Origin of the sequence: Streptomyces sp. SID13666 (assembly GCF_010548325.1) — a bacterium.
Lineage (GTDB): Bacteria > Actinomycetota > Actinomycetes > Streptomycetales > Streptomycetaceae > Actinacidiphila > Actinacidiphila fildesensis.
In genome coordinates this window covers 134,766-153,044 of sequence record NZ_JAAGLX010000016.1, presented here as the reverse complement: position 1 = coordinate 153,044, position 18,279 = coordinate 134,766, and the positions used below count along the sequence as shown (strand labels likewise).

Sequence of the window (18,279 nt, the reverse complement as noted above, 5' to 3'; positions counted from 1 at the left end):
ATGATGGGCCTCCTGTTAGCGGCGGATTCCGGTCGCGAACGGCAGCGTGTTCACGAACGCACGGTGGTGCTCGCGGTCGCACCACTCCAGTTTCAGATACGACTTACCCGCTGAGGCGCGGATCGTGCGCTTGTCACGCGCAAGGGCTTCGGGCGAGCGGGAGGAAACGGTGATGTAGCCGACGAGGTTCACTCCGGCGGCCCCGCTGGCGAGGTCCTCGCCGCGCTGGTCGACGCGGCCGTGGTGGGCGACGTCGCGCGGGTCGATCACCCGGTTCATCTTGGCGGCGCGGCTGGCGTCCGCGTCGTCGTTCGTCTTCTCGGTCAGCATCCGCTCGATGGCGACATCGGTCGGCTCCAGGTCCATGCAGACCGCGACCGTGCGGATCACGTCCGGGGTGTGGACGAGCAGCGGGGCGAGGAAGTTGACGCCGACGGGCGTCATCGGCCATTCCTTCACCCAGGCCGTGGAGTGGTGCCAGGGCGCGCGGGTGGACGATTCGCGGGTCTTGGCCTGCAGATACGTCGGCTCCGTCGCATCCAGCTCGGCCGGCCAGGCGTTGCGCCGGGTCATCGCCTGGATGTGGTCGATGGGGTGGTCCGGGTCGTACATCGAGTGGACGAGGGACGACAGCCGGGCCTGGCCGAGCGGCTGGCGGACCCGGATGTCCGCCTCGGCGAGCCGGGCGCAGATGTCGGTGAGCTCACGGGCCATGACGGCGGCGAGCCCCGCGTCCTTGTCGACCTCGGAGCGGCGGGTGACGGTCGCGCGGGCCAGCGCGTGGCCCTCGGCGGCCAGCTCGCGGGTGAAGTGCATACAGGCGACGAGATAGGCCCGGTGCTGCTCGGAGGAGGTCGACACCATCGACTGCAGCTGCTCGTAGGAGTCCTTGAGCCAGGACTCGGCCTGTGGGTCACCGCGCAGCGAGACGTCCTTCGCGTGCGCGTCCGGGTCGGCGGGCAGCGTACGGGCCAGCATCTGGAGGCGGGTGACGTAGCCGTCGCCGTTCGCCACGTGCTTGAGCAGCGTGCCGAACCGTTCCACCAGGGCTTCCTGGTCCTCGCTGTCGCGCAGCCCGACGCCGGGGCCCTCGATCTCGATCGCGGCGGTCACGGTCCTGCGGTCGATGTGCAGCAGTACGGCGATCTCGTCGGGGCCGAACGGCGCCGACAGCCAGTTGATCCGGCCGATGCCGGGCGGCGGCCCGACCTCGACCTCACGCCCGTCGAGCCCGATACCGGCCTCGGAGACCGCGGACCGGTAGGCGGGGGAGCGGCGCAGCGTACGGCGGTAGGTGCGGTTGATCTCGAACCAGCGGTAGAACGTCCGCCGCCGGTACGGCATGTAGACGGCGGCGAACGCCAGCAGCGGCCACCCGACGAGGGTGAGGATGCGCAACGGGAGTATCGGGACCAGCAGGCCGCACATCATGCCCAGGAACGCGCCGACGACGATCAGCGCGATCTCCCCGGTCTCCCGGTTCTTGCCGACGATCGCGTTCGGGCGGGCCTTGCCGATCAGATATGTGCGGCGCGGCTGGGTGAAGGGCTGGGACGTCACCGGCGATCACCTCCGTGCTTGTTTCCGTTGCCGTTGCTGTTGTTCCCGCGGTCCGGTGTGGTGCGGGGCGCGGGCGCCGCCGGGACGCCGTTCGAACCGCCGCCACCGCCTCCGCCGCTCGGGCCGGGGTTGCCGTTGCGGCTGCCGTGGGCGGCCACGCCGCCGGACACCGGGTTGGACGGCTGGCCGCCCCCACTGGTTGCCTGCTCCTGCGGACCACCGCGCGCGCTGTGCGTCTTGATGCCCTGCTTCACCAGCGCGGCGGGCGAGGAGATCACGGCCGCGGCCTGGGCGCCGCCGGCTTCCTTGCGGTTGTTCTTCAGGCTCACGACGTCATCGCCGAAGCCCGGCACGAAGCGGTAGATCATGAAGCTCGCGAAGATCGCCAGCAGGATGATCGCCAGTCCCGAGACGACGGCGGAGAACGAGTTCGGCCCGTCGGACGCGCTCAGCGCCCCCGCCAGGCCCAGCACGATCACGATCACCGGTTTGACGAGGATGACCGCGATCATGATGCCCGCCCAGCGGCGGACATGGCCCCACATGTTCTTGTCGACCAGCCCGGAGTACACCGCGGTGCCGAGCAGCGCGCCGACGTAGAGCAGCGCGGCCCTGATCACCAGCTCCAGCCACAGCACGCCGGCGGCCAGCACCGACACCATGGACACGACGATCAGCATGATCGGGCCGCCGCCGATGGCGTTGCCCTTGGCGAGGGCCGCGGAGAAGTTCCCGAAGAACGTGTTGGTGTTCTGCGAGGTGCCGGCGGCGATCACGTCCGTCACGGCGTCCGTCGCCGAGACCACCGTGTACAGGACCAGCGGCGTGAACGCCGAGGCCAGCACGGTCAGCCACAGAAAGCCCACGGCCTCCGTCAACGCTTCCGTGAGCGGAACACCGCGCACGGCGCGCTTGGCGACGGCCAGCAGCCAGAGGATGAGGGTGAGGATGGTGGAGGCGGCGAAGACGATCTCGTACTGGGTCAGGAAGGTGCTGTTGGTGAAGTCCACCTGGGTGGTGGAGTTGATCGCCTTGGAGAGCTGATCGATCACATAGGTGGCCGCGTCGGCACAGCCCTTGGCGACGGCGCTCAGGGGGTCGAGGGTGTCGGGGAGGGGGTTGGAGGGACCGCCACCGCCGCCTTTGCCCTTTTCGCAGTACTCCTTGGCCGGGCCCGAGATGAGCGCGCAGGGGTCGCTGCTCGCCGTGGGGGCCGGCGTCGGAGTAGGGGTCGGGGCCGCGGCGGCGCGGGTCGCCAGGAGAACGGCGGCGGTCTGGATGCCCGCCACGACTCCTGTGAGGGAAAGGGCACGTAGACGTCGGCTACCGCGCATACGTGAACCCTCCGAAACCCTTGACCGCGTCCGCGATCTCGCCAGCACCGGACACCGGATTGTCGCCGCTCACCGGGGTCGGGCCCTTCTTCTGTCCGGTATCGAGGACCTTCCAGTCCGAACCGTTCCACTTCAGCGTGAAAGTGACGGTGAACCAGTTGTTCGTCACCGGTTTGGTCGAGGCGTTGCCCGCCAGGCCGAACATGCCGGCGCACCATACCGAGACGTTCGCCGTGTCACCGTCGAACTTGTCGATCTTCGTGCCGGCCGGGATGGTGCGGTCGACGAAGGTCAGACCGGCCGGGGCGGCACCGTCGGCGCTCAGCCCGATGCCGGCCAGGAAGGCCTTCGAATAGTTGGTGTCGAAGCCTGCCTGCATCGTGCCGACCGTGCTCCTGTCCGCGATCGCGTCGATGATCGCGTGGCGGCGGTCCGTGTTGAACATCCCGTCACCCCCCAGCGCCACCGCGTAGTTCGCCGCCGCGGACTGTGCCCCCTGCTCCGACTTCGCGAAGCCCGCCGCGATCCCCGCGTTGTTGCCCGTGACCGGTTTGTCGCCGGTCGGGGCGGTCGGGTTGGCGTTGGTGCCCTTGGTGCCGCCGGAGGACGCGCCGTCGGAGGCGGTGTTGCCACCGCCCCGGTTGGCGAGGACGATCACGGCGACGAGGAGGACGACGACGCCGAGGACCGTCACCAGGGCGCGGCTCGGCTTGGTGCGGCGTGGCGCGGCGCCGTGCCCGCCGTGCCCTTCGGGCATGCGGGTGCGCGTCGGTGGGCCGTCCTGGCCGGTATCGCTGCTGGGGTGAGTGGGCATCAGCACGCAGCCTCAGGTGGGGGAGGGGGCCTGGGACGGGCTCCCGGGGACATGGGACAGGCTGGCTCTGGGCTACACGACTACACGGCCATGCCGTAGACGATGGTGAACAGCGTGCCGAGGGATCCGATGATGAACACGCCGGTCAGGCCGGCGATGATCAGACCCTTGCCCTGTTCGGCGCTGAAGGTGTCGCGGAGGGCTGTCGCGCCGATCCGCTGTTTGGCCGCGCCCCAGATCGCGATGGCGAGGCAGAGCAGGATCGCTACCGCCATGACCACTTCGATCATCACGCGTGCTTCGTTCCCGAGGGACCCGAAGGGCCCCCAGTTGGGGGCGATGCCACCGATAATGGTGTTGATGTCGCCCTTTGTGGCTGCCAAGAACATATGGAACTCACCACCCCGCTCGGTCAGTTGGAGCCCTCGCCGGGGCGCAAGGGTCCAGGGTCTATCTTGGCCGATGTGTCAACCGGTTCTTGTCGACTCGGCGACTTTCTCGACGGATCCCCCGTGTGATCCGGACCGCAGCGTCCAGAATGTTGCACGGACCGGTGTTCGATGGGACGTAGACGACTACTCTGTGTATCACGAGCGTCACCGTAGGGCAACGATTGGAACGAAGGCGCGGACGAATGCTGCGGAAAGTCTGGCGCACCGTCACCATCGGTGCCCCGCAGCCCGTGCATCACTCCTGAGAGGGCATGGCTGATGGCGAAGAAGGTCTGGCTCACCGTCACTCTCGGCTTCGGGCTGTGCCTTTCGTTCATGGCGCTGCTGGTGATCGGCACGTTCTCGGCCGCCGCCGGGCTGGCCGGCGGGAGCGGCGGGTCGGTCACGCTCGCCAAGGGTTCGGTGCCCGCGATGTACCAGTCGATCGTGCAGAAGTGGGGCAACCTCTGCCCGGAGATCAATCCGGCGCTGCTGGCCGCACAGCTGTACCAGGAGAGCGGCTGGAACCCGCGGGCGCAGAGCGCCGCCGCCGCGCAAGGTATCGCGCAGTTCATCCCGGGTACCTGGGCGTCCCACGGAGTGGACGGGAACGGGGACGGGAAGCGGGATGTGTGGGACCCGCAGGACGCGATCCCGTCGGCCGCCTCGTACGACTGCGAGCTGGCCAAGTACGTGAAGGACGTGCCGGGGGACCACAGCGACAACATGCTCGCGGCGTACAACGCGGGTGCGTACGCGGTGATCCACGCGGGCGGGATCCCGCCGTACCGCGAGACGCAGAACTACGTGAAGACGATCAGGACGCTGGAGAAGAGCTTCGCCGCGCCCGTGGGCCGCGTGGCGCCGTCCCAGCAGGCCGCGGCGGCGATCTACTACGCGCAGGGCAAGCTCGGCACGCCGTATCTGTGGGGCGGCAACGGGACGGCCGACCAGGGCGGGCGGTTCGACTGTTCCGGGCTGACGAAGGCGGCCTACGAATCGGTCGGCATCGAACTGCCGCGGGTGGCCAACGACCAGTGGAACGCGGGGCCGCACCCGAAGCGGGACGAACTGCTGCCCGGCGATCTGGTCTTCTTCGCCACCGACCTCAACGACCCCCGGTCGATCCACCACGTCGGACTGTACGTCGGGGGTGGGTACATGATTAACGCCCCGTACACCGGCGCGGTCATTCGCTTCGACAAGATCGACACGCCGGACTTCATCGGCGGGACCCGCGTGACGAAGGACGGAGCGCAGGCGCTGCCGACTACGGGCGCTGCGTGAGGCTTTGGCCTGGGGATGCGCTTTCCGATCTCTCTTGGATAACTTCCTGGTGATCATCCGGTAGAGACCGGAACGCTACGTACCGTGTCCGCCGTTGCACAGGGACAATGGCTCGAAGAAACGGCGTTCATGGCCTGGAGGCCAGCAGCGGGGCCGGAGTATGGACCAGGTAAGGGGCACCACCACATGGCAGAGCACGCAACCGACGGCTCGAACCCTGACGTGGGCCTGCTGCGCGACATCAACGGCCTTGCCAAGGACTCCCCGCACTGGGTCGACCGCTCCGTGGAGTTCATCGGCGAGTACGGGCTGATCGTGCTCATGCTGCTGCTGGCCGGCTGGTGCTGGTGGCGGGTCGCGCGGCGCAGCGAGCAGGCGCCCGCCGCGGTCGCCGGGGTGGTGTGGTCCGGCCTCGCCGCCGGCATCGCGCTGCTGCTGAACATCCCGGTGCGCGGTCTCGTGGAGCGGCCCCGGCCCTTCGTGGACCATGAGGGGCTCGACGTCCTGATCAAGGGGAAGTCCGACTTCTCGTTCGTGAGCGATCACGCGACGCTCACGATGGCCATGGCCGTCGGGCTGTTCATGGTCAGCCGCAAGGTGGGTGTCGTCGCCATACTGATCGCGCTCGCCGAGGGTTTCTGCCGGGTCTTCATGGGCGTGCACTACCCGACCGACGTGATCGGCGGCTTCGCCCTCGGTACCGCCACGGCGCTGCTGCTCGCACCGCTCGCGATGGCGCTGCTGACGCCCGTCACGGCGGCGATGGGCCGGTCCCGGATGCGCGGGCTCGTCCGGTCCCCGGCGCGGCGGGGTGGGGCGTACCCGATGCCCACCGCGTACGACAAGGACCTGGCGGCCTGAGCCCGCCGGCCGCCTGAGCCCGTCGGCGCCTGAGCCCGTCGGCACCGGGGCCCGCAGCGGGCCTACACGGCCTGCGGGTAGTCGAAGAGCCGGTCCGGGTCGTACTTCTTCTTCACCTCCGTCAGACGGGCCGCGGCGCTGCCGTAGTAGGCCTGGCGCCAGTCCTTCAGGGCCGGGTCGGCGTAGTTCTGGTAGGCGGCGCCCGAGGCGTAGCGGCGCATCGCCCCGTACAGCGTGTCCAGCCAGCTCGTCCGGCTGAGGGCGTCCGAGGCGATGTACTGCGCCAGGAAACGGGAACGGCGGTGCACGAACGCCGTCGCGCCGGGGTCGACCCGGTTGACCGCGCCGCCCAGGGCGGTCAGCGCCACGCTGCCGGCGCCGTCGCCGGAGAGCGAGCCGAGCCGCTCGACCTGGCCGAGCAGGGCCTGGATGCCCGCGGGCGACAGCGAGTGGTCGTAGAAGTCCGAACGGGCGGTGTACGTCTCGCGCTGCAGCCGGCCCTTGGGCGGCAGATGGCACTCGGCGGTGGTCAGGCCCGAGCAGCCCGCGTACGAGAACGTCGCCTCCATGTAGGAGCGCGGGTGCGTCGAGAAGGAGGGTGATCCGCCTCCCGCGGTCCCGGCGAGCCGGTCGACGGCGTTGGCCAGATCGCTCCGCGAGCCGGTCGACAGGGTGGCGAGCGAGACCGTCGGAGAGCCGCCCGTCGGCCCCTCCAGGTGGAGCGCCGACCAGATGTGGTCCGGCTGGTCGGGTCCCCACTCCTGCCAGGCCCGGACGACGGCCGCCGCCCGGCTCCACGGCCAGGTGGCGTACCCCGTCACGACGGACGGCGCGGGGTGGGTCGCGAAGCGGAGCTCGGTGACGACCCCGAAGTTGCCGCAGCCCGCGCCGCGCAGCGCCCAGAAGAGGTCGGAGTTCGTGGTCGCGTCGCAGTCCAACTGCTTGCCGTCGGCGGTGATGATGGTGGCGCCCGTGAGGCTGTCGCAGGTCAGACCGTACGAGCGGCTGAGTACGCCATGGCCGCCGCCGAGGGTGAGACCGGAGACGCCGACCGAGGGGCAGGAGCCTGCGGGGACGGTCCTGCCGTGCTCGCCGAGGCGGGAGTACACATCGATGAGTTTCGCGCCGGCGCCGACGGTGGCGGTTGTTCCGCCGGTGCTGATCGCGTTGAGCCGGGACACGTCGAGGACGAGGTGGTCCTGGCCGCCGCTGGACCAGCCGCCGTACGAATGGCCGCCGCTCCTTACCGACAGCCGGACCGACCGGGAACGGCGTGCGAAGTCCAGGCACTCGCGGATGTCGTCCGGGCCCGAGGCGTAGGCGATGGCGGCGGGGCGCAGCCCGTCGAAGCGGGTGTTGTAGAGCCGGCGGGACGCGTCGTACGCGCTGTCCTCCGGGCGGATCAGCGCGCCGCCCAGGCCCTTGGCCAGGGCCGGCCAGTCCGGCGGTGAACCGGGGGTGGCGGAGGTGCCGGTCCCGCTCGGGGTGGTGGGGGCCGGGGTGCCGGAAGGACCCGGCGGCTTCGCGTCGGCGCTGTCGCCCGTGCTGCAGCCGGCCAGCCACGTCGACGCGGCGACGCCGTATCCGGCGCGGAGCGCATCTCGTCGGTTCACGGCCGCAGCCTCCTGCCCGGGGCCCGCCTTCGGCGGGCGACTGCTCACCCTCCTACCCGCCGCATGCGGTACGCAAGGGGCAGCAGGTGCCGGAAACGCCGCGAGTGGTGCGGGGCCGGGGAGTTCAGGTCGGGAAGATCGGGAAGATCGGGAAGATCGGGCCGGGGGACGCCGGGGGCGTCAGCCGCCGGTGTGCGCCTCGGCGTCCCGGCGGGCGCGGTCGCGGGCGCGGCGGGCGGGGCCTTTCCAACCGCAGGAACAGCGGGCGCTGGCGAAGGAGCCCTGGTCGGTGACCGTGGTGTGGTGGGTTCCGGACGGGGCGGCGGCGGACTGGATGAGCACACAACCACGGTACGGGACGGGGGAGCGGGTCGTGGAGGGGTTGCTTCCCTGCGCTCGCGGCCGGTGGCCGCTCCCCCGCGCGCTCCCGTGCGACCGGGGCGTCACCCGCGGTTCGCGGCGGGCGCCGTTACGGGGGCAGGCGGCCCGTCGTTAGTCGGGCGAGGCCGGTGGCGGGATTCCCAGGGGGTAGCGGGCGATGGTGATGCAGCGCAGGCGGATGGTGACGGCCGCCGCCGCGGCGGGGTTCGTGTGCGGGGTGACGGTGCTGACCGGCTGTGCCGGGGACGGCGCGGCGGCCGACGGACCGGGCGCGGACTCCGGCGAATCCGTGCGCCGGTCGGCCGACGCCCTGATCCGGGCCGGGAGTTCGAAGGTCAGCACGTCGATGGAGATGGCGAGCGGCGGGACCCGGGTGGTGATCACCGGGTCCGGCGGGTTCGACTACGGCAAGGGCCAGGGTGAGCTGCGGGTCACCCTCCCCAAGGACGCCGCCGGGGCCGAGGAGCACCGCCCGGTCACCGAGCTGATGACGCCGGGTTCGCTGTACATGAAGGACCGCGGCGCCGGCGTGCCCGTCGACAAGTGGGTGCGGGTGGACACCACGCAGCTGTCCGACGGCAACCTCGTGACCGGTGGTGCGACCGATCCGCTGGCGGCGGCCGAACTCCTGCGCGGGGCGCAGCAGGTGGAGCTGGTCGGCGACGAGATGTTCCACGGGGTGAAGGTGCGGCACTTCCGGGGAGTGACGGACATCGCCCGCGCGGCCCGCGGTGCCTCGCCGGCCATCCGGCAGCCGCTCGCGGCGGCGGCCAGGGGATTCTCCGTGACGCAGGTGCCGTTCGATGTGTACCTCGACGCGCAGGGGCGGCCGCGGAAGGTCAGCCAGCGCTTCACCTTCAGCGGGACGGCGGGTGCGGCGGGTACAGCGGGTGCGGCCAAGCCGTCCGCGCCGAGCGATGTGACGGTGACGTCGATCACGCTGTTCGACGCGTTCGGTACGCCGGTGACCGTCGTTCTGCCGAAACCGGCCGATATTTACAACGGGAAGATCGTTACTGCACCTCCGAAATGACGGTGGGCGAAATGGTCCTTCCGTGCCATGCGCGGACCGTGTGCGGGTGCCTACTCTGACCAGTGGCCGATGAAACCGGCCACTGCTCGAGGACGAGGAGGTGGTGCACGTGGCTTTGTCTCGCGAAACGCACATGTCTACGCATAACGGGTCGAGTCAGGACTTCGTGGCCCTCGCGGAGATCGAGCTGTGCGGCGAGCTGATGATCGCGGCTTCCGCCGCCGGTGAGGAGCGGTTGAGCTTCGCCCGGATCGACGAGGTGCTCGAAGTGGACCGGACGACGGAGCTTCAGTCGGTGCGGATCCCCGCACAGGCGGCCCGGCGCCCGAACTGAACCACCGAACGACCGCATCACCGAACGACCGCAGCACCGAAGAACCGCAGCACTGAACAACCTCGGTACCGCATGACCGCAGCACCGGACCACCGTGGAGATATTCGTCTCGGTCGCCGGCCGGGTCCGTGGGAACGCTACGGGCCCGGCTGCCGGCCGGGGCTCAGGTGCGCAGCAGCCGGGCTATGGCCGCGGTCGCTTCGGCGACCTTGTCGTCGATCTGCGGCCCGCCCTCGGCGGCGGCCGCGGCGACACAGTGCCGCAGGTGCTCCTCCAGCAGCTGGAGGGCGAACGACTGCAGGCCCTTGGTACTGGCCGAAACCTGTGTGAGGACATCGATGCAGTAGACGTCCTCCTCCACCATGCGCTGGAGCCCGCGGATCTGACCCTCGATCCGGCGGAGCCGCTTGAGGTGGGCGTCCTTGTGGTCGCTGTAGCCGTGCGGGCCGGGCGGGCTGTGCGGTGCCGAAGCGCTCGGCACGGCCTCCGCGGTCTCGTCGGCCTGGTCGGTCTCGGTGGTCGTCATCCCGTTCTCCCTGCCCGAAAATACCCCTGGTGGGTATATCTTACCGATCGGTGCCTTATGGGGGCACCTCCCAGCGTTAGCTGGGGGAGTGGCCCCGGTGAGGGGCAGTCTGTCCGATGGGCGACACTGGGTGACGCCGGTTAGCCGTGGCCGGATGATGCGCCTAGCATCAACGAGACCTGACGAGACCGAATCCGATGCACCCCGAGGACCTCACGTGCGCTTTCGTCTGACCCCCAGGGAGACGAGCTTCTATGACATGTTCGCCGCATCCGCGGACAACATCGTCACAGGTTCGAAGCTCCTCATGGAACTGCTCGGGGCCGATTCGGCCACGCGTATCGAGATCGCCGAACGGATGCGGGCGGCGGAGCACGCGGGGGACGACGCGACCCACGCGATCTTCCACCAGCTGAACTCCTCCTTCATCACCCCGTTCGACCGTGAGGACATCTACAACCTCGCGTCGTGTCTCGACGACATCATGGATTACATGGAAGAGGCCGTCGACCTCGTCGTTCTCTACCAGGTGGACGAGCTGCCGAAGGGTGTCGAGCAGCAGATCGAGGTGCTGGCGCGGGCAGCGGTGCTGACCGCCGAGGCGATGCCGAACCTGCGGACGATGTCCAACCTCACCGAGTACTGGATCGAGATCAACCGCCTGGAGAACCAGGCGGACCAGGTCCACCGCAAGCTGCTCGCACACCTGTTCAACGGCAAGTACGACGCCATGGACGTGCTGAAGCTCAAGCAGATCGTGGACGTTCTGGAAGAGGCCGCGGACGCGTTCGAGCATGTCGCGAACACCGTGGAGACCATCGCGGTCAAGGAGTCCTGACCTTCTGTGGACACCTTTGCACTGATCGTGACCATTGGCGTCGCGCTCGGATTCACGTACACGAACGGGTTCCACGACTCGGCGAACGCCATCGCCACGTCGGTGTCGACGCGCGCGCTGACGCCGAAGGCGGCGCTCGCCATGGCCGCCGTCATGAACCTGGCCGGTGCCTTCCTCGGCAGCGGCGTGGCCAAGACGGTCAGCAAGGGGCTCATCGAGACGCCGCAGGGGCGGTCCGGGATGGCCGTCCTGTTCGCGGCCCTGGTGGGCGCGATCGTATGGAACCTGGTCACCTGGTACTTCGGACTACCGTCGAGTTCCAGCCACGCGCTGTTCGGCGGGATGGTCGGCGCGGCCCTCGCGGGCGGCATCACCGTCATCTGGTCGGGTGTGGTCGAGAAGGTCGTCATCCCGATGTTCCTGTCGCCGGTGGTCGGCCTGGTGGTCGGCTATCTGGTGATGCTCGCCATCCTGTGGATGTTCCGTAAGTCCAACCCGCACAAGGCCAAGCGCGGTTTCCGGATCGCGCAGACGGTCTCGGCGGCGGCGATGGCGCTCGGCCACGGTCTGCAGGACGCGCAGAAGACGATGGGCGTCGTGGTGATGGCCCTGACCATCGCTGATGTGCAGAACGGCGACTCGATCCCGACCTGGGTGAAGTTCGCGTGCGCGGCGATGCTCTCGCTCGGCACCTACGCCGGCGGCTGGCGGATCATGCGGACGCTGGGGCGCCGCATCATCGAACTGGACCCGCCGCAGGGCTTCGCGGCCGAGACGACCGCCGCCTCGATCCTCTACACGACGTCGTACGTCTTCCAGGCCCCGGTCTCGACGACGCATGTGATCACCTCGGCGATCATGGGTGTCGGCGCGACGAAGCGGGTCAAGGCCGTGCGCTGGGGTGTCGCCAAGAACATCGTGGCCGGCTGGTTCATCACGATGCCGGCCGCGGCCGTCGTCGCCGCGGTCAGCTACTGGATCGTCGCACTGATCTTCTGAGCACTGATCTTCTGAGCACTGGACTTCTGAGCACTGGACTTCTGAGCACTGGTCTTCTGAGTACGGGTCTTCTGACCTGCACAACCCGGAACGGCAAAAGGAATGGGCCCGCCCCCCTCACGGGGGCGGGCCCTTCGCCTTGCGGTGGCACCGCCATGCAGCACCGCAGGACGGCTCAGGTACCGGCTTAGCCGAAGCGGCCGGAGATGTAGTCCTCCGTGGCCTGGACCGACGGGTTGGAGAAGATCCGCTCGGTGTCGTCCAGCTCGATGAGCTTGCCGGGCTGGCCGATGGCCGACAGGTTGAAGAAGGCCGTGCGGTCGGAGACGCGCGCCGCCTGCTGCATGTTGTGCGTCACGATCACGATCGTGAAGCGGGCCTTCAGCTCGCCGATCAGGTCCTCGATCGCGAGGGTGGAGATCGGGTCGAGCGCCGAGCAGGGCTCGTCCATCAGCAGGACCTGCGGTTCGACCGCGATGGCGCGGGCGATGCAGAGGCGCTGCTGCTGGCCGCCGGAGAGGCCGGAGCCGGGCTTGTTGAGCCGGTCCTTGACCTCGTTCCAGAGGTTGGCGCCCTTGAGGGACTTCTCGACGACGTTCTCCAGCTCGCTCTTGCGGCGCATGCCGTTGAGCTTGAGGCCGGCCGCCACGTTGTCGAAGATCGACATGGTGGGGAACGGGTTCGGGCGCTGGAAGACCATGCCGACGGTCCGGCGGACCGCGACCGGGTCGACGCCCGACGCGTAGAGGTTCTCGTCGTCCAGCATGACCTTGCCCTCGACGCGGCCACCGGGGGTGACCTCGTGCATCCGGTTCAAGGTCCGCAGGAAGGTGGACTTGCCGCAGCCGGACGGGCCGATGAAGGCCGTCACGGAACGGGGCTCGACGGTCATCGAGATGTCGTCGATCGCTTTGTGGTTGCTGTAGTAAGCGGAGAGGCCGCTTACGTCGATGCGCTTCGCCATGGTGGGGCTCTCAATCAGAGGTCGCTGGGTTGGTCGCGTCAGCGACCGGTCTTGGGGGCCTTCCAGCGGGCGATGCCGCGAGCCACCACGTTCAGGATCATGACGAAGGCGATCAGCACCAGGGCCGCGGCCCAGGCTCGGTCGTACGACGCGTCGTTGCCGTTCTGGAACTGCTCGAACACGTAGTACGACAGGGAGGACTGACCACCCTCGAAGGGGTTGTTGTTGATGATCTGGCTGCCGAAGACGAGCAGCATGATCGGCGCGGTCTCGCCGGTGATGCGGGCGACGGCCAGCATGACGCCGGTCGTGATGCCGCCAATGGCCGTGGGCAGGACCACCTTGAGGATGGTGCGCCACTTCGGGACGCCCAGCGCGAGGGACGCCTCGCGCAGCTCGTTCGGAACGAGCTTGAGCATCTCCTCGGTCGAGCGGACCACGACCGGCAGCATCAGGATCGTCAGGGCCATCGAGCCGGCGAAGCCGGACGGGCCGTTGCCGAGCATCAGGACCCACACGGTCAGGATGAACAGACCGGCGACGATCGACGGGATGCCGGTCATGACGTCCACGAAGAACGTGACGGCCTTGGCGAGCTTGCCCTTGCCGTACTCGACCAGGTAGACCGCCGTCAGCAGACCGATCGGGGTGGCGATCAGCGTCGCGATGCCGACCTGCTCGATGGTGCCGATGATCGCGTGGTAGATGCCGCCGCCGGGCTGGATCGTGATGACCCCGCCCATCGAGTGGCTCAGGAAGTCGCCGTTCAGGACCTTGAGGCCCTTGGAGATCGTCGTCGCGATCAGCGAGTACAGCGGCACGATGGCCACGATGAAGCAGGCCCAGACGATGCTGGTGACGACGCGGTCCTTGGCCTGCCGGCGGCCCTCGACGGCCGTGGTCACCGCGTAGGTGCCGGCCACGAAGAGCAGCAGCGCGATCATGCCCCACTGGATCCGGCTCTCCAGCCCGGCCGCGAGGCCGATGCCGATACCGAGCAGGATCGCGGCGGCGGCGATGGCGGCCGGTGCCCAGCGGGGCATCCGGCGCTGCGACAGCCGGCGGGTCGCCGGGACCGCGGCGGGCGCCTTGTCGGCGATGGTGTGGCTCATGCGTTGGCCCCCGAGTACTCCTTGCGGCGGGCGATGATCAGGCGGGCCGCGCCGTTCACCAGCAGCGTGATGACGAACAGGACGAGGCCGGAGGCGATCAGCGCGTCACGTCCGAACGGTGACGCCTCGCCGAACTTGGCGGCGATGTTCTGCGCGAAGGTCCCGCCGACCGGGTCGAGGAGCTTCGCGGACAGCACCGGGGAGGCCGACAGGACCGTGGCCACGGCCATCGTCTCGCCCAGTGCGCGGCCGAGGCCGAGCATCGAGGCGCTGATGATTCCGGAGCGGGCGAACGGCAGCACCGACATCCGGATGACTTCCCAGCGGGTCGCGCCGAGCGCGAGCGCCGCTTCCTCGTGCATCTTCGGCACCTGCCGGAAGACTTCACGGCTGACGTTGGTGATGATCGGCAGGATCATGATCGCCAGCAGGATGCCGACGGTGAAGAGCGAACGGGCCGCGCCCTCGGGGTCGGTCTTGTCGAAGACTCCGGTCCAGCCGAGGTACTCGTCGAGCCAGAGGTTCAGGCCCTTCAGGTGCGGCACGAGGTAGATCGCGCCCCACAGGCCGTAGATGATGCTCGGGATCGCGGCGAGCAGGTCGACGACGTAGGCGAGCGGGGTGGCCAGCCGGCGCGGCGCGTAGTGCGAGATGAACAGCGCGATGCCGACCGCGATCGGGACCGCGAGGGCCATCGCGATCACGGAGCTGACGATCGTGCCGTAGATCAGGACGCCGATGCCGAAGACCGGCGGGGTCGCGTTGGCGTCCCATTCGAAGCTGGTGAAGAAGTTCGCGTGGTCCTGGGAGATGGCGTGCGTCGCGCGGATCGTGAGGAAGACCGCGATCGAGGCCATGACGACCAGGAGGAAGATGCCGGACCCGCGGGCGAGACCGCTGAACACGCGGTCCCCGATGCGGGTGACGGAACCCCGGGAGGGGGGAGGCAGTGCGCTGTCTGTCGGTGTTATGTCCATGAGGTTCTCCGGTCTGGGTGGGGGATGGCTCCCCCGGCGGCGGTGCACCGGATGTGCGGCCGGCCCCGTGCGGTACGGGGCCGGCCGCGCGTACTAGGAGAGGGTCGCGATCTGGGCGCGGACCTTGGTGGCGATCTCCGTCGGCAGCGGGGCGTAGCCGATGGAGGAGAGGCCCTTCTGGCCGTCCTCGCTCGCGATGTAGGTGAGGAAGGACTTCGCGAGCTCGAGCGTGTCGGCCTTGTTGCCCTTGTCGCAGGCGATCTCGTAGGTGACGAGGGCCAGCGGGTAGGCGCCCTCGGCCTTCGTGTCGTAGGCGAGCTTCAGCGACAGGTCGGTGCCGGTGCCGGTGACCTTGGCCTCGGCGATGGCCTTGGAGGCGTTCTCCGAGCTGGCCGCGACGGGGGCAGCGGCGCCGGTGGCGAGCTTGACCGTCTGCAGGTTGTTCGCGGTGGCGAACGACAGCTCGAAGTAGCCGATGGTGCCCTCGGCCTGCTTCACGTTCGAGGCGATGTCGGCGGAGCCGGGGGCGGACTGGCCGCCCTTGCCCTTCCAGGCCTTCGCGTGCTCGTAGGGCCACTCGGCCTTGGCCGTCGCGTTGAAGTACTTGGTCAGGTTGTCCGTGGTGCCCGAGTCCGTCGAGCGGTGGAACGCCTGGATGTTGCTGCTGGGGAGCTTGGCGGTCGGGTTGAGCTTCTTGATCGCCTCGTCGTCCCACTTGGTGATCGTCGAGTTGAAGATCTTCGCGAGGGTCGGCGCGTCCAGGACCAGGTTGTCGACGCCCGGCAGGTGGTAGCCGATCGCGATCGGGCCGCCGACCATCGGGAGGTCGATGCCCTGGCCGCCCTTGCAGATGGTCTTCGAGGCGGTGATCTCCTCGGGCTTCAGCGGGGAGTCGGAACCCGCGATGCTGACGGCACCCTGGTTGAACTGGGTGACACCCTCGCCCGAGGACGAGCTCTTGTAGTTGATGTTCGTGCCGGGGCAGGCCGCCATGTAGTTCTTGACCCACACGTCCATCGCGTTCTTCTGCGCGCTGGAGCCGGAGGCGAGCAGCTGACCGCCCTTGGCGCACGCGATGGAGCTCTTCGCGGCACCCGAGGTCTTGGTGTCGCCAGGCGAAGCGTTGTTGTCGGAACCACAGGCGGTCAGGACCAACGCGCTGGAAACCGCGACCGCGCCGACGGTCAGGGCGCGCAGTCCGCTGTTACGGGAAAGCTTCACCTTCTGTGTTCCTTCCAGGAGCCCGCCGGTGGACGGCGAAGCAGAGGTATGGAGGTCTGCATCCACCCGGCACAGCGTGATGCTCACCGGTAAGGCCGAAATTATGCAGAGGAAGTGAATCGACCAACGGGAGAGGGTGAACGCAAGGTGAACCTCGTCTATCAGTGCGGGGCGGCCTGTCGCCGACGGCGCTCCGAGGGGCGCGTGGGAGTCCTGGGACGCGTGGTGCCGGTCCGGGAAAGCCCTGGTCAGGGTGGGTCGGGCTGCCGGGTCGGCCAGGGCGTGTCGCGAAAGTCCCGCCTGGCCCACGACGCCTGGCACGCGCCCTAGCGCCGCCGGGCGGCGCCGGGCCGTACGGTCCGCAGCATGGCGTCGACGAGCGGGCGGTCGCGCTCGTGCGTGAGGCGGTTGCGCGCCGCCGCCGGGGGAAGCCAGACCAGCCGGTCGACCTCGTCGTTGACGGCGAAGGTGCCGCTGACGGCCTCGGCGGCCCAGTAGCGGACCTCCTTGGGGCGTCCGTCGGCGAGATAGCGGGCGGTCGGCAACGGCGCGCCGAGCACGCACTCCATGCCGGTCTCCTCGCGGATCTCCCGCAGCGCGGCGGCCACCGGGTCCTCACCGCGTTTGAGCTTGCCCTTCGGGTGCGACCAGTCGTCGTACTTGGGGCGGTGGATCAGCGCGATCTCCACGCCGTCGTCATGGGGCGAACGGCGCCAGAGGACCGCGCCCGCGGCCAGGACGGGGGGTTGTTCCCCCGGGGAACGCAGCATCGTGACTCACCTCGAACCGGGGACGGCGGGGGTAACGGGGACAGCTGGGACGGTGGTGGCGGACGGTACGGAGGTGCGCTGCCAGAGCCGGGCGAAGGCGAAGCGGGCCGCCTCGACCTCCTGCCGCTGGTCGGCGTGGAGCACGCCCAGCGCGTACGCGGTCGCCGGCGCGATCCGCGGGGTGCGGGCGGCGGTCGCCACGGCATTGGCGGACTCGGCGGCCTCCCGGTGCCCCTCCAGCAGCCGGGCCGCGTCCTTGAGCCGGTCGTGCAGGCTCTCACCGGCACGGGTACCGGCGCCGGCGTCCTGATCGTCCGGGCCCTGACTGCCGTCGGAGCCGTCGGAGCCGTGGGCGCCGGGTTCGTCCGGCGGGCAGACCTCGGCGGCGTAGCGGCTGAGCCGCAGCAGGGTGCGGGCCTGGTGCCACGGTGCGTCCTGCAGGTCGCTGGTCAGCTCCGGGCCGAGCGCGGCGCGCACGGCGTCGGCGTTGTACGGGTGCCCGGCCCGCGCCAGCGGCAGCGCGGCCGCCGCCTCGGCGAGCCGCTGGTGCGCCAGCCCCGCGAGCGGGGGCAGCCGCACGGTGGCGGGTGCGTCCGCCGCCGCGGACAGCGGCACCTCGGAGGCGAGTACGGCGACGGCGTCGGCCACCGCGTGGAACCGCGACGAGCCCAGCGCCTGCAGTGCGGCGGAGTGCGCCCGGGTGCGCGCCAGCGTCAGCTGCCGTTCCAGCAGCGCGCCCGCGCGGGCCGCCCCGATGGCCAGCGGCCCCTGCGAGCCGAGGGCGGGCTCCTCGGGCAGGGCGGGGTCGTCGGGGTTGCCGGGGTCGCCGGTGTCGAGGGCCGGCCGGTCGGGCTCCGAGGCCAGCCGGTGCAGGGCGGACAGCAGCCGCGCGAGCCGGGCGGCGTACTGGTGCTCGTGGGCCAGGGACGTCGAGACCCAGCCGAGCTCGGTGCGCAGCGGATCGGCCCAGCCGGGGTCGGTGAGCGTGCCGTACGTGTGCAGGGTCGCGGCGATCCGGCGGGCGGACCGGCGCAGCAGCAGGCCGGCGGCGGCACCTTCGTCGTCGGCCTGGGCACTCTGGCTGAGCGCGCGCAGGAACGTGGACGCCTGCTCATGGAGGTAGCCGGAGACCACCTCCCCGGCGCTCAGCGCGCCGAGGGCGGCCCCGCCGGCCGGTTTCCCGTCGAGGACGATTGCCGGCTGGCCGGCCTGGGCGTACGCGGT

General features: G+C 69.8%; 19 protein-coding genes. 6 read left to right on the top strand and 13 right to left on the bottom strand.

Features of this window, described 5'->3' with window-relative positions:
• Window positions 1-15: 15 nt before the first annotated feature.
• The 4 genes from G3I60_RS21920 to G3I60_RS21905 all read right to left on the bottom strand — a co-directional run bounded on the left by G3I60_RS21920 (window position 16) and on the right by G3I60_RS21905 (window position 4,097).
• Window positions 16-1,560, bottom strand: coding sequence for an SCO6880 family protein (locus G3I60_RS21920; protein ID WP_138358457.1), 1,545 nt, complete (start codon window positions 1,558-1,560; stop codon window positions 16-18).
• Window positions 1,557-2,894: a hypothetical protein gene (locus tag G3I60_RS21915; RefSeq protein ID WP_164295084.1), complete on the bottom strand. Its 1,338-nt coding sequence runs from the start codon at window positions 2,892-2,894 to the stop codon at window positions 1,557-1,559. The genes G3I60_RS21920 and G3I60_RS21915 overlap by 4 nt, the downstream gene beginning before the upstream one ends.
• A complete protein-coding gene (locus tag G3I60_RS21910; RefSeq protein WP_138358461.1) occupies window positions 2,884-3,708 on the bottom strand; it encodes a hypothetical protein in 825 nt (274 codons plus the stop codon). Before G3I60_RS21910 ends, G3I60_RS21915 begins: the two co-directional genes overlap by 11 nt.
• Window positions 3,709-3,788: 80 nt before the next feature.
• On the bottom strand, window positions 3,789-4,097 hold the full coding sequence (locus G3I60_RS21905; RefSeq protein WP_138358463.1) for a hypothetical protein: 309 nt from the start codon (window positions 4,095-4,097) through the stop codon (window positions 3,789-3,791).
• 321 nt (window positions 4,098-4,418) lie between these two features.
• Here G3I60_RS21905 and G3I60_RS21900 point away from each other — a divergent pair, with 321 nt between their 5' ends.
• Both G3I60_RS21900 and G3I60_RS21895 read left to right on the top strand, forming a co-directional pair.
• Window positions 4,419-5,426: a bifunctional lytic transglycosylase/C40 family peptidase gene (locus G3I60_RS21900; RefSeq protein WP_138358465.1), complete on the top strand. Its 1,008-nt coding sequence runs from the start codon at window positions 4,419-4,421 to the stop codon at window positions 5,424-5,426.
• Window positions 5,427-5,612: 186 nt separating this feature from the next.
• Window positions 5,613-6,287, top strand: coding sequence for a phosphatase PAP2 family protein (locus tag G3I60_RS21895; RefSeq protein ID WP_138358467.1), 675 nt, complete (start codon window positions 5,613-5,615; stop codon window positions 6,285-6,287).
• A 62-nt stretch (window positions 6,288-6,349) separates the two neighbouring features.
• Here G3I60_RS21895 and G3I60_RS21890 read toward each other — a convergent pair whose 3' ends face one another.
• A complete protein-coding gene (locus tag G3I60_RS21890; protein ID WP_164295083.1) occupies window positions 6,350-7,900 on the bottom strand; it encodes an FAD-binding oxidoreductase in 1,551 nt (516 codons plus the stop codon).
• 180 nt (window positions 7,901-8,080) lie between these two features.
• Entirely contained in the window at window positions 8,081-8,242 is a 162-nt protein-coding gene (locus G3I60_RS44645) for a hypothetical protein (protein ID WP_187144964.1), read from the bottom strand.
• Window positions 8,243-8,438: 196 nt separating this feature from the next.
• Between G3I60_RS44645 and G3I60_RS21885 the strand changes: the two genes are divergently transcribed.
• Both G3I60_RS21885 and G3I60_RS21880 read left to right on the top strand, forming a co-directional pair.
• The gene (locus G3I60_RS21885; protein WP_164295082.1) at window positions 8,439-9,314 is read left to right on the top strand and encodes a hypothetical protein; all 876 of its coding nucleotides are present in this window, start codon (window positions 8,439-8,441) and stop codon (window positions 9,312-9,314) included.
• A 133-nt stretch (window positions 9,315-9,447) separates the two neighbouring features.
• A complete protein-coding gene (locus tag G3I60_RS21880; protein ID WP_138358473.1) occupies window positions 9,448-9,648 on the top strand; it encodes a hypothetical protein in 201 nt (66 codons plus the stop codon).
• 163 nt (window positions 9,649-9,811) lie between these two features.
• On the opposite strand, the gene G3I60_RS21875 is transcribed toward G3I60_RS21880, so the two are convergent.
• Complete coding sequence (locus G3I60_RS21875; RefSeq protein ID WP_164295081.1) at window positions 9,812-10,174, bottom strand: metal-sensitive transcriptional regulator; 363 nt, start codon at window positions 10,172-10,174, stop codon at window positions 9,812-9,814.
• A 217-nt stretch (window positions 10,175-10,391) separates the two neighbouring features.
• Here G3I60_RS21875 and G3I60_RS21870 point away from each other — a divergent pair, with 217 nt between their 5' ends.
• Window positions 10,392-11,012: a DUF47 domain-containing protein gene (locus tag G3I60_RS21870; protein WP_138358477.1), complete on the top strand. Its 621-nt coding sequence runs from the start codon at window positions 10,392-10,394 to the stop codon at window positions 11,010-11,012.
• Window positions 11,013-11,018: 6 nt separating this feature from the next.
• Window positions 11,019-12,011: an inorganic phosphate transporter gene (locus tag G3I60_RS21865; RefSeq protein WP_138358479.1), complete on the top strand. Its 993-nt coding sequence runs from the start codon at window positions 11,019-11,021 to the stop codon at window positions 12,009-12,011.
• 187 nt (window positions 12,012-12,198) lie between these two features.
• Here G3I60_RS21865 and pstB read toward each other — a convergent pair whose 3' ends face one another.
• From pstB to G3I60_RS21835, 6 genes are all read right to left on the bottom strand, one after another.
• Window positions 12,199-12,975, bottom strand: a complete 777-nt coding sequence (pstB, locus tag G3I60_RS21860) for a phosphate ABC transporter ATP-binding protein PstB (RefSeq protein ID WP_138358481.1) — start codon at window positions 12,973-12,975, stop codon at window positions 12,199-12,201.
• A 38-nt stretch (window positions 12,976-13,013) separates the two neighbouring features.
• Window positions 13,014-14,087 carry a phosphate ABC transporter permease PstA gene (gene pstA, locus G3I60_RS21855; protein ID WP_138358483.1) on the bottom strand — a complete coding sequence of 358 codons (1,074 nt, stop codon included), beginning with the start codon at window positions 14,085-14,087 and terminating at the stop codon, window positions 13,014-13,016.
• A complete protein-coding gene (gene pstC, locus G3I60_RS21850; RefSeq protein ID WP_138358485.1) occupies window positions 14,084-15,064 on the bottom strand; it encodes a phosphate ABC transporter permease subunit PstC in 981 nt (326 codons plus the stop codon). The genes pstA and pstC overlap by 4 nt, the downstream gene beginning before the upstream one ends.
• A 93-nt stretch (window positions 15,065-15,157) precedes the next feature.
• Entirely contained in the window at window positions 15,158-16,285 is a 1,128-nt protein-coding gene (pstS, locus tag G3I60_RS21845) for a phosphate ABC transporter substrate-binding protein PstS (RefSeq protein WP_138358487.1), read from the bottom strand.
• A 326-nt stretch (window positions 16,286-16,611) separates the two neighbouring features.
• Window positions 16,612-17,055, bottom strand: coding sequence for an NUDIX hydrolase (locus tag G3I60_RS21840; protein WP_138358489.1), 444 nt, complete (start codon window positions 17,053-17,055; stop codon window positions 16,612-16,614).
• Between the two features lie 6 nt (window positions 17,056-17,061).
• The gene (locus G3I60_RS21835; protein WP_343241253.1) at window positions 17,062-18,249 is read right to left on the bottom strand and encodes a CHAD domain-containing protein; all 1,188 of its coding nucleotides are present in this window, start codon (window positions 18,247-18,249) and stop codon (window positions 17,062-17,064) included.
• Window positions 18,250-18,279 lie beyond the last annotated feature (30 nt).

Excerpts from the sequence above, each read along its gene's own strand:
- pstA (WP_138358483.1), bottom strand. The coding sequence starts at position 14,087 with ATGAGCCACACCATCGCCGACAAGGCGCCCGCCGCGGTCCCGGCGACC.
- G3I60_RS21880 (WP_138358473.1), top strand. The coding sequence starts at position 9,448 with ATGTCTACGCATAACGGGTCGAGTCAGGACTTCGTGGCCCTCGCGGAG.
- pstB (WP_138358481.1), bottom strand. The coding sequence starts at position 12,975 with ATGGCGAAGCGCATCGACGTAAGCGGCCTCTCCGCTTACTACAGCAAC.
- pstC (WP_138358485.1), bottom strand. The coding sequence starts at position 15,064 with ATGGACATAACACCGACAGACAGCGCACTGCCTCCCCCCTCCCGGGGT.
- G3I60_RS21915 (WP_164295084.1), bottom strand. The coding sequence starts at position 2,894 with ATGCGCGGTAGCCGACGTCTACGTGCCCTTTCCCTCACAGGAGTCGTG.
- G3I60_RS21900 (WP_138358465.1), top strand. The coding sequence starts at position 4,419 with ATGGCGAAGAAGGTCTGGCTCACCGTCACTCTCGGCTTCGGGCTGTGC.
- G3I60_RS21840 (WP_138358489.1), bottom strand. The coding sequence starts at position 17,055 with ATGCTGCGTTCCCCGGGGGAACAACCCCCCGTCCTGGCCGCGGGCGCG.
- G3I60_RS21875 (WP_164295081.1), bottom strand. The coding sequence starts at position 10,174 with ATGACGACCACCGAGACCGACCAGGCCGACGAGACCGCGGAGGCCGTG.
- G3I60_RS21905 (WP_138358463.1), bottom strand. The coding sequence starts at position 4,097 with ATGTTCTTGGCAGCCACAAAGGGCGACATCAACACCATTATCGGTGGC.
- G3I60_RS21910 (WP_138358461.1), bottom strand. The coding sequence starts at position 3,708 with ATGCCCACTCACCCCAGCAGCGATACCGGCCAGGACGGCCCACCGACG.
- G3I60_RS21895 (WP_138358467.1), top strand. The coding sequence starts at position 5,613 with ATGGCAGAGCACGCAACCGACGGCTCGAACCCTGACGTGGGCCTGCTG.
- G3I60_RS21885 (WP_164295082.1), top strand. The coding sequence starts at position 8,439 with ATGGTGATGCAGCGCAGGCGGATGGTGACGGCCGCCGCCGCGGCGGGG.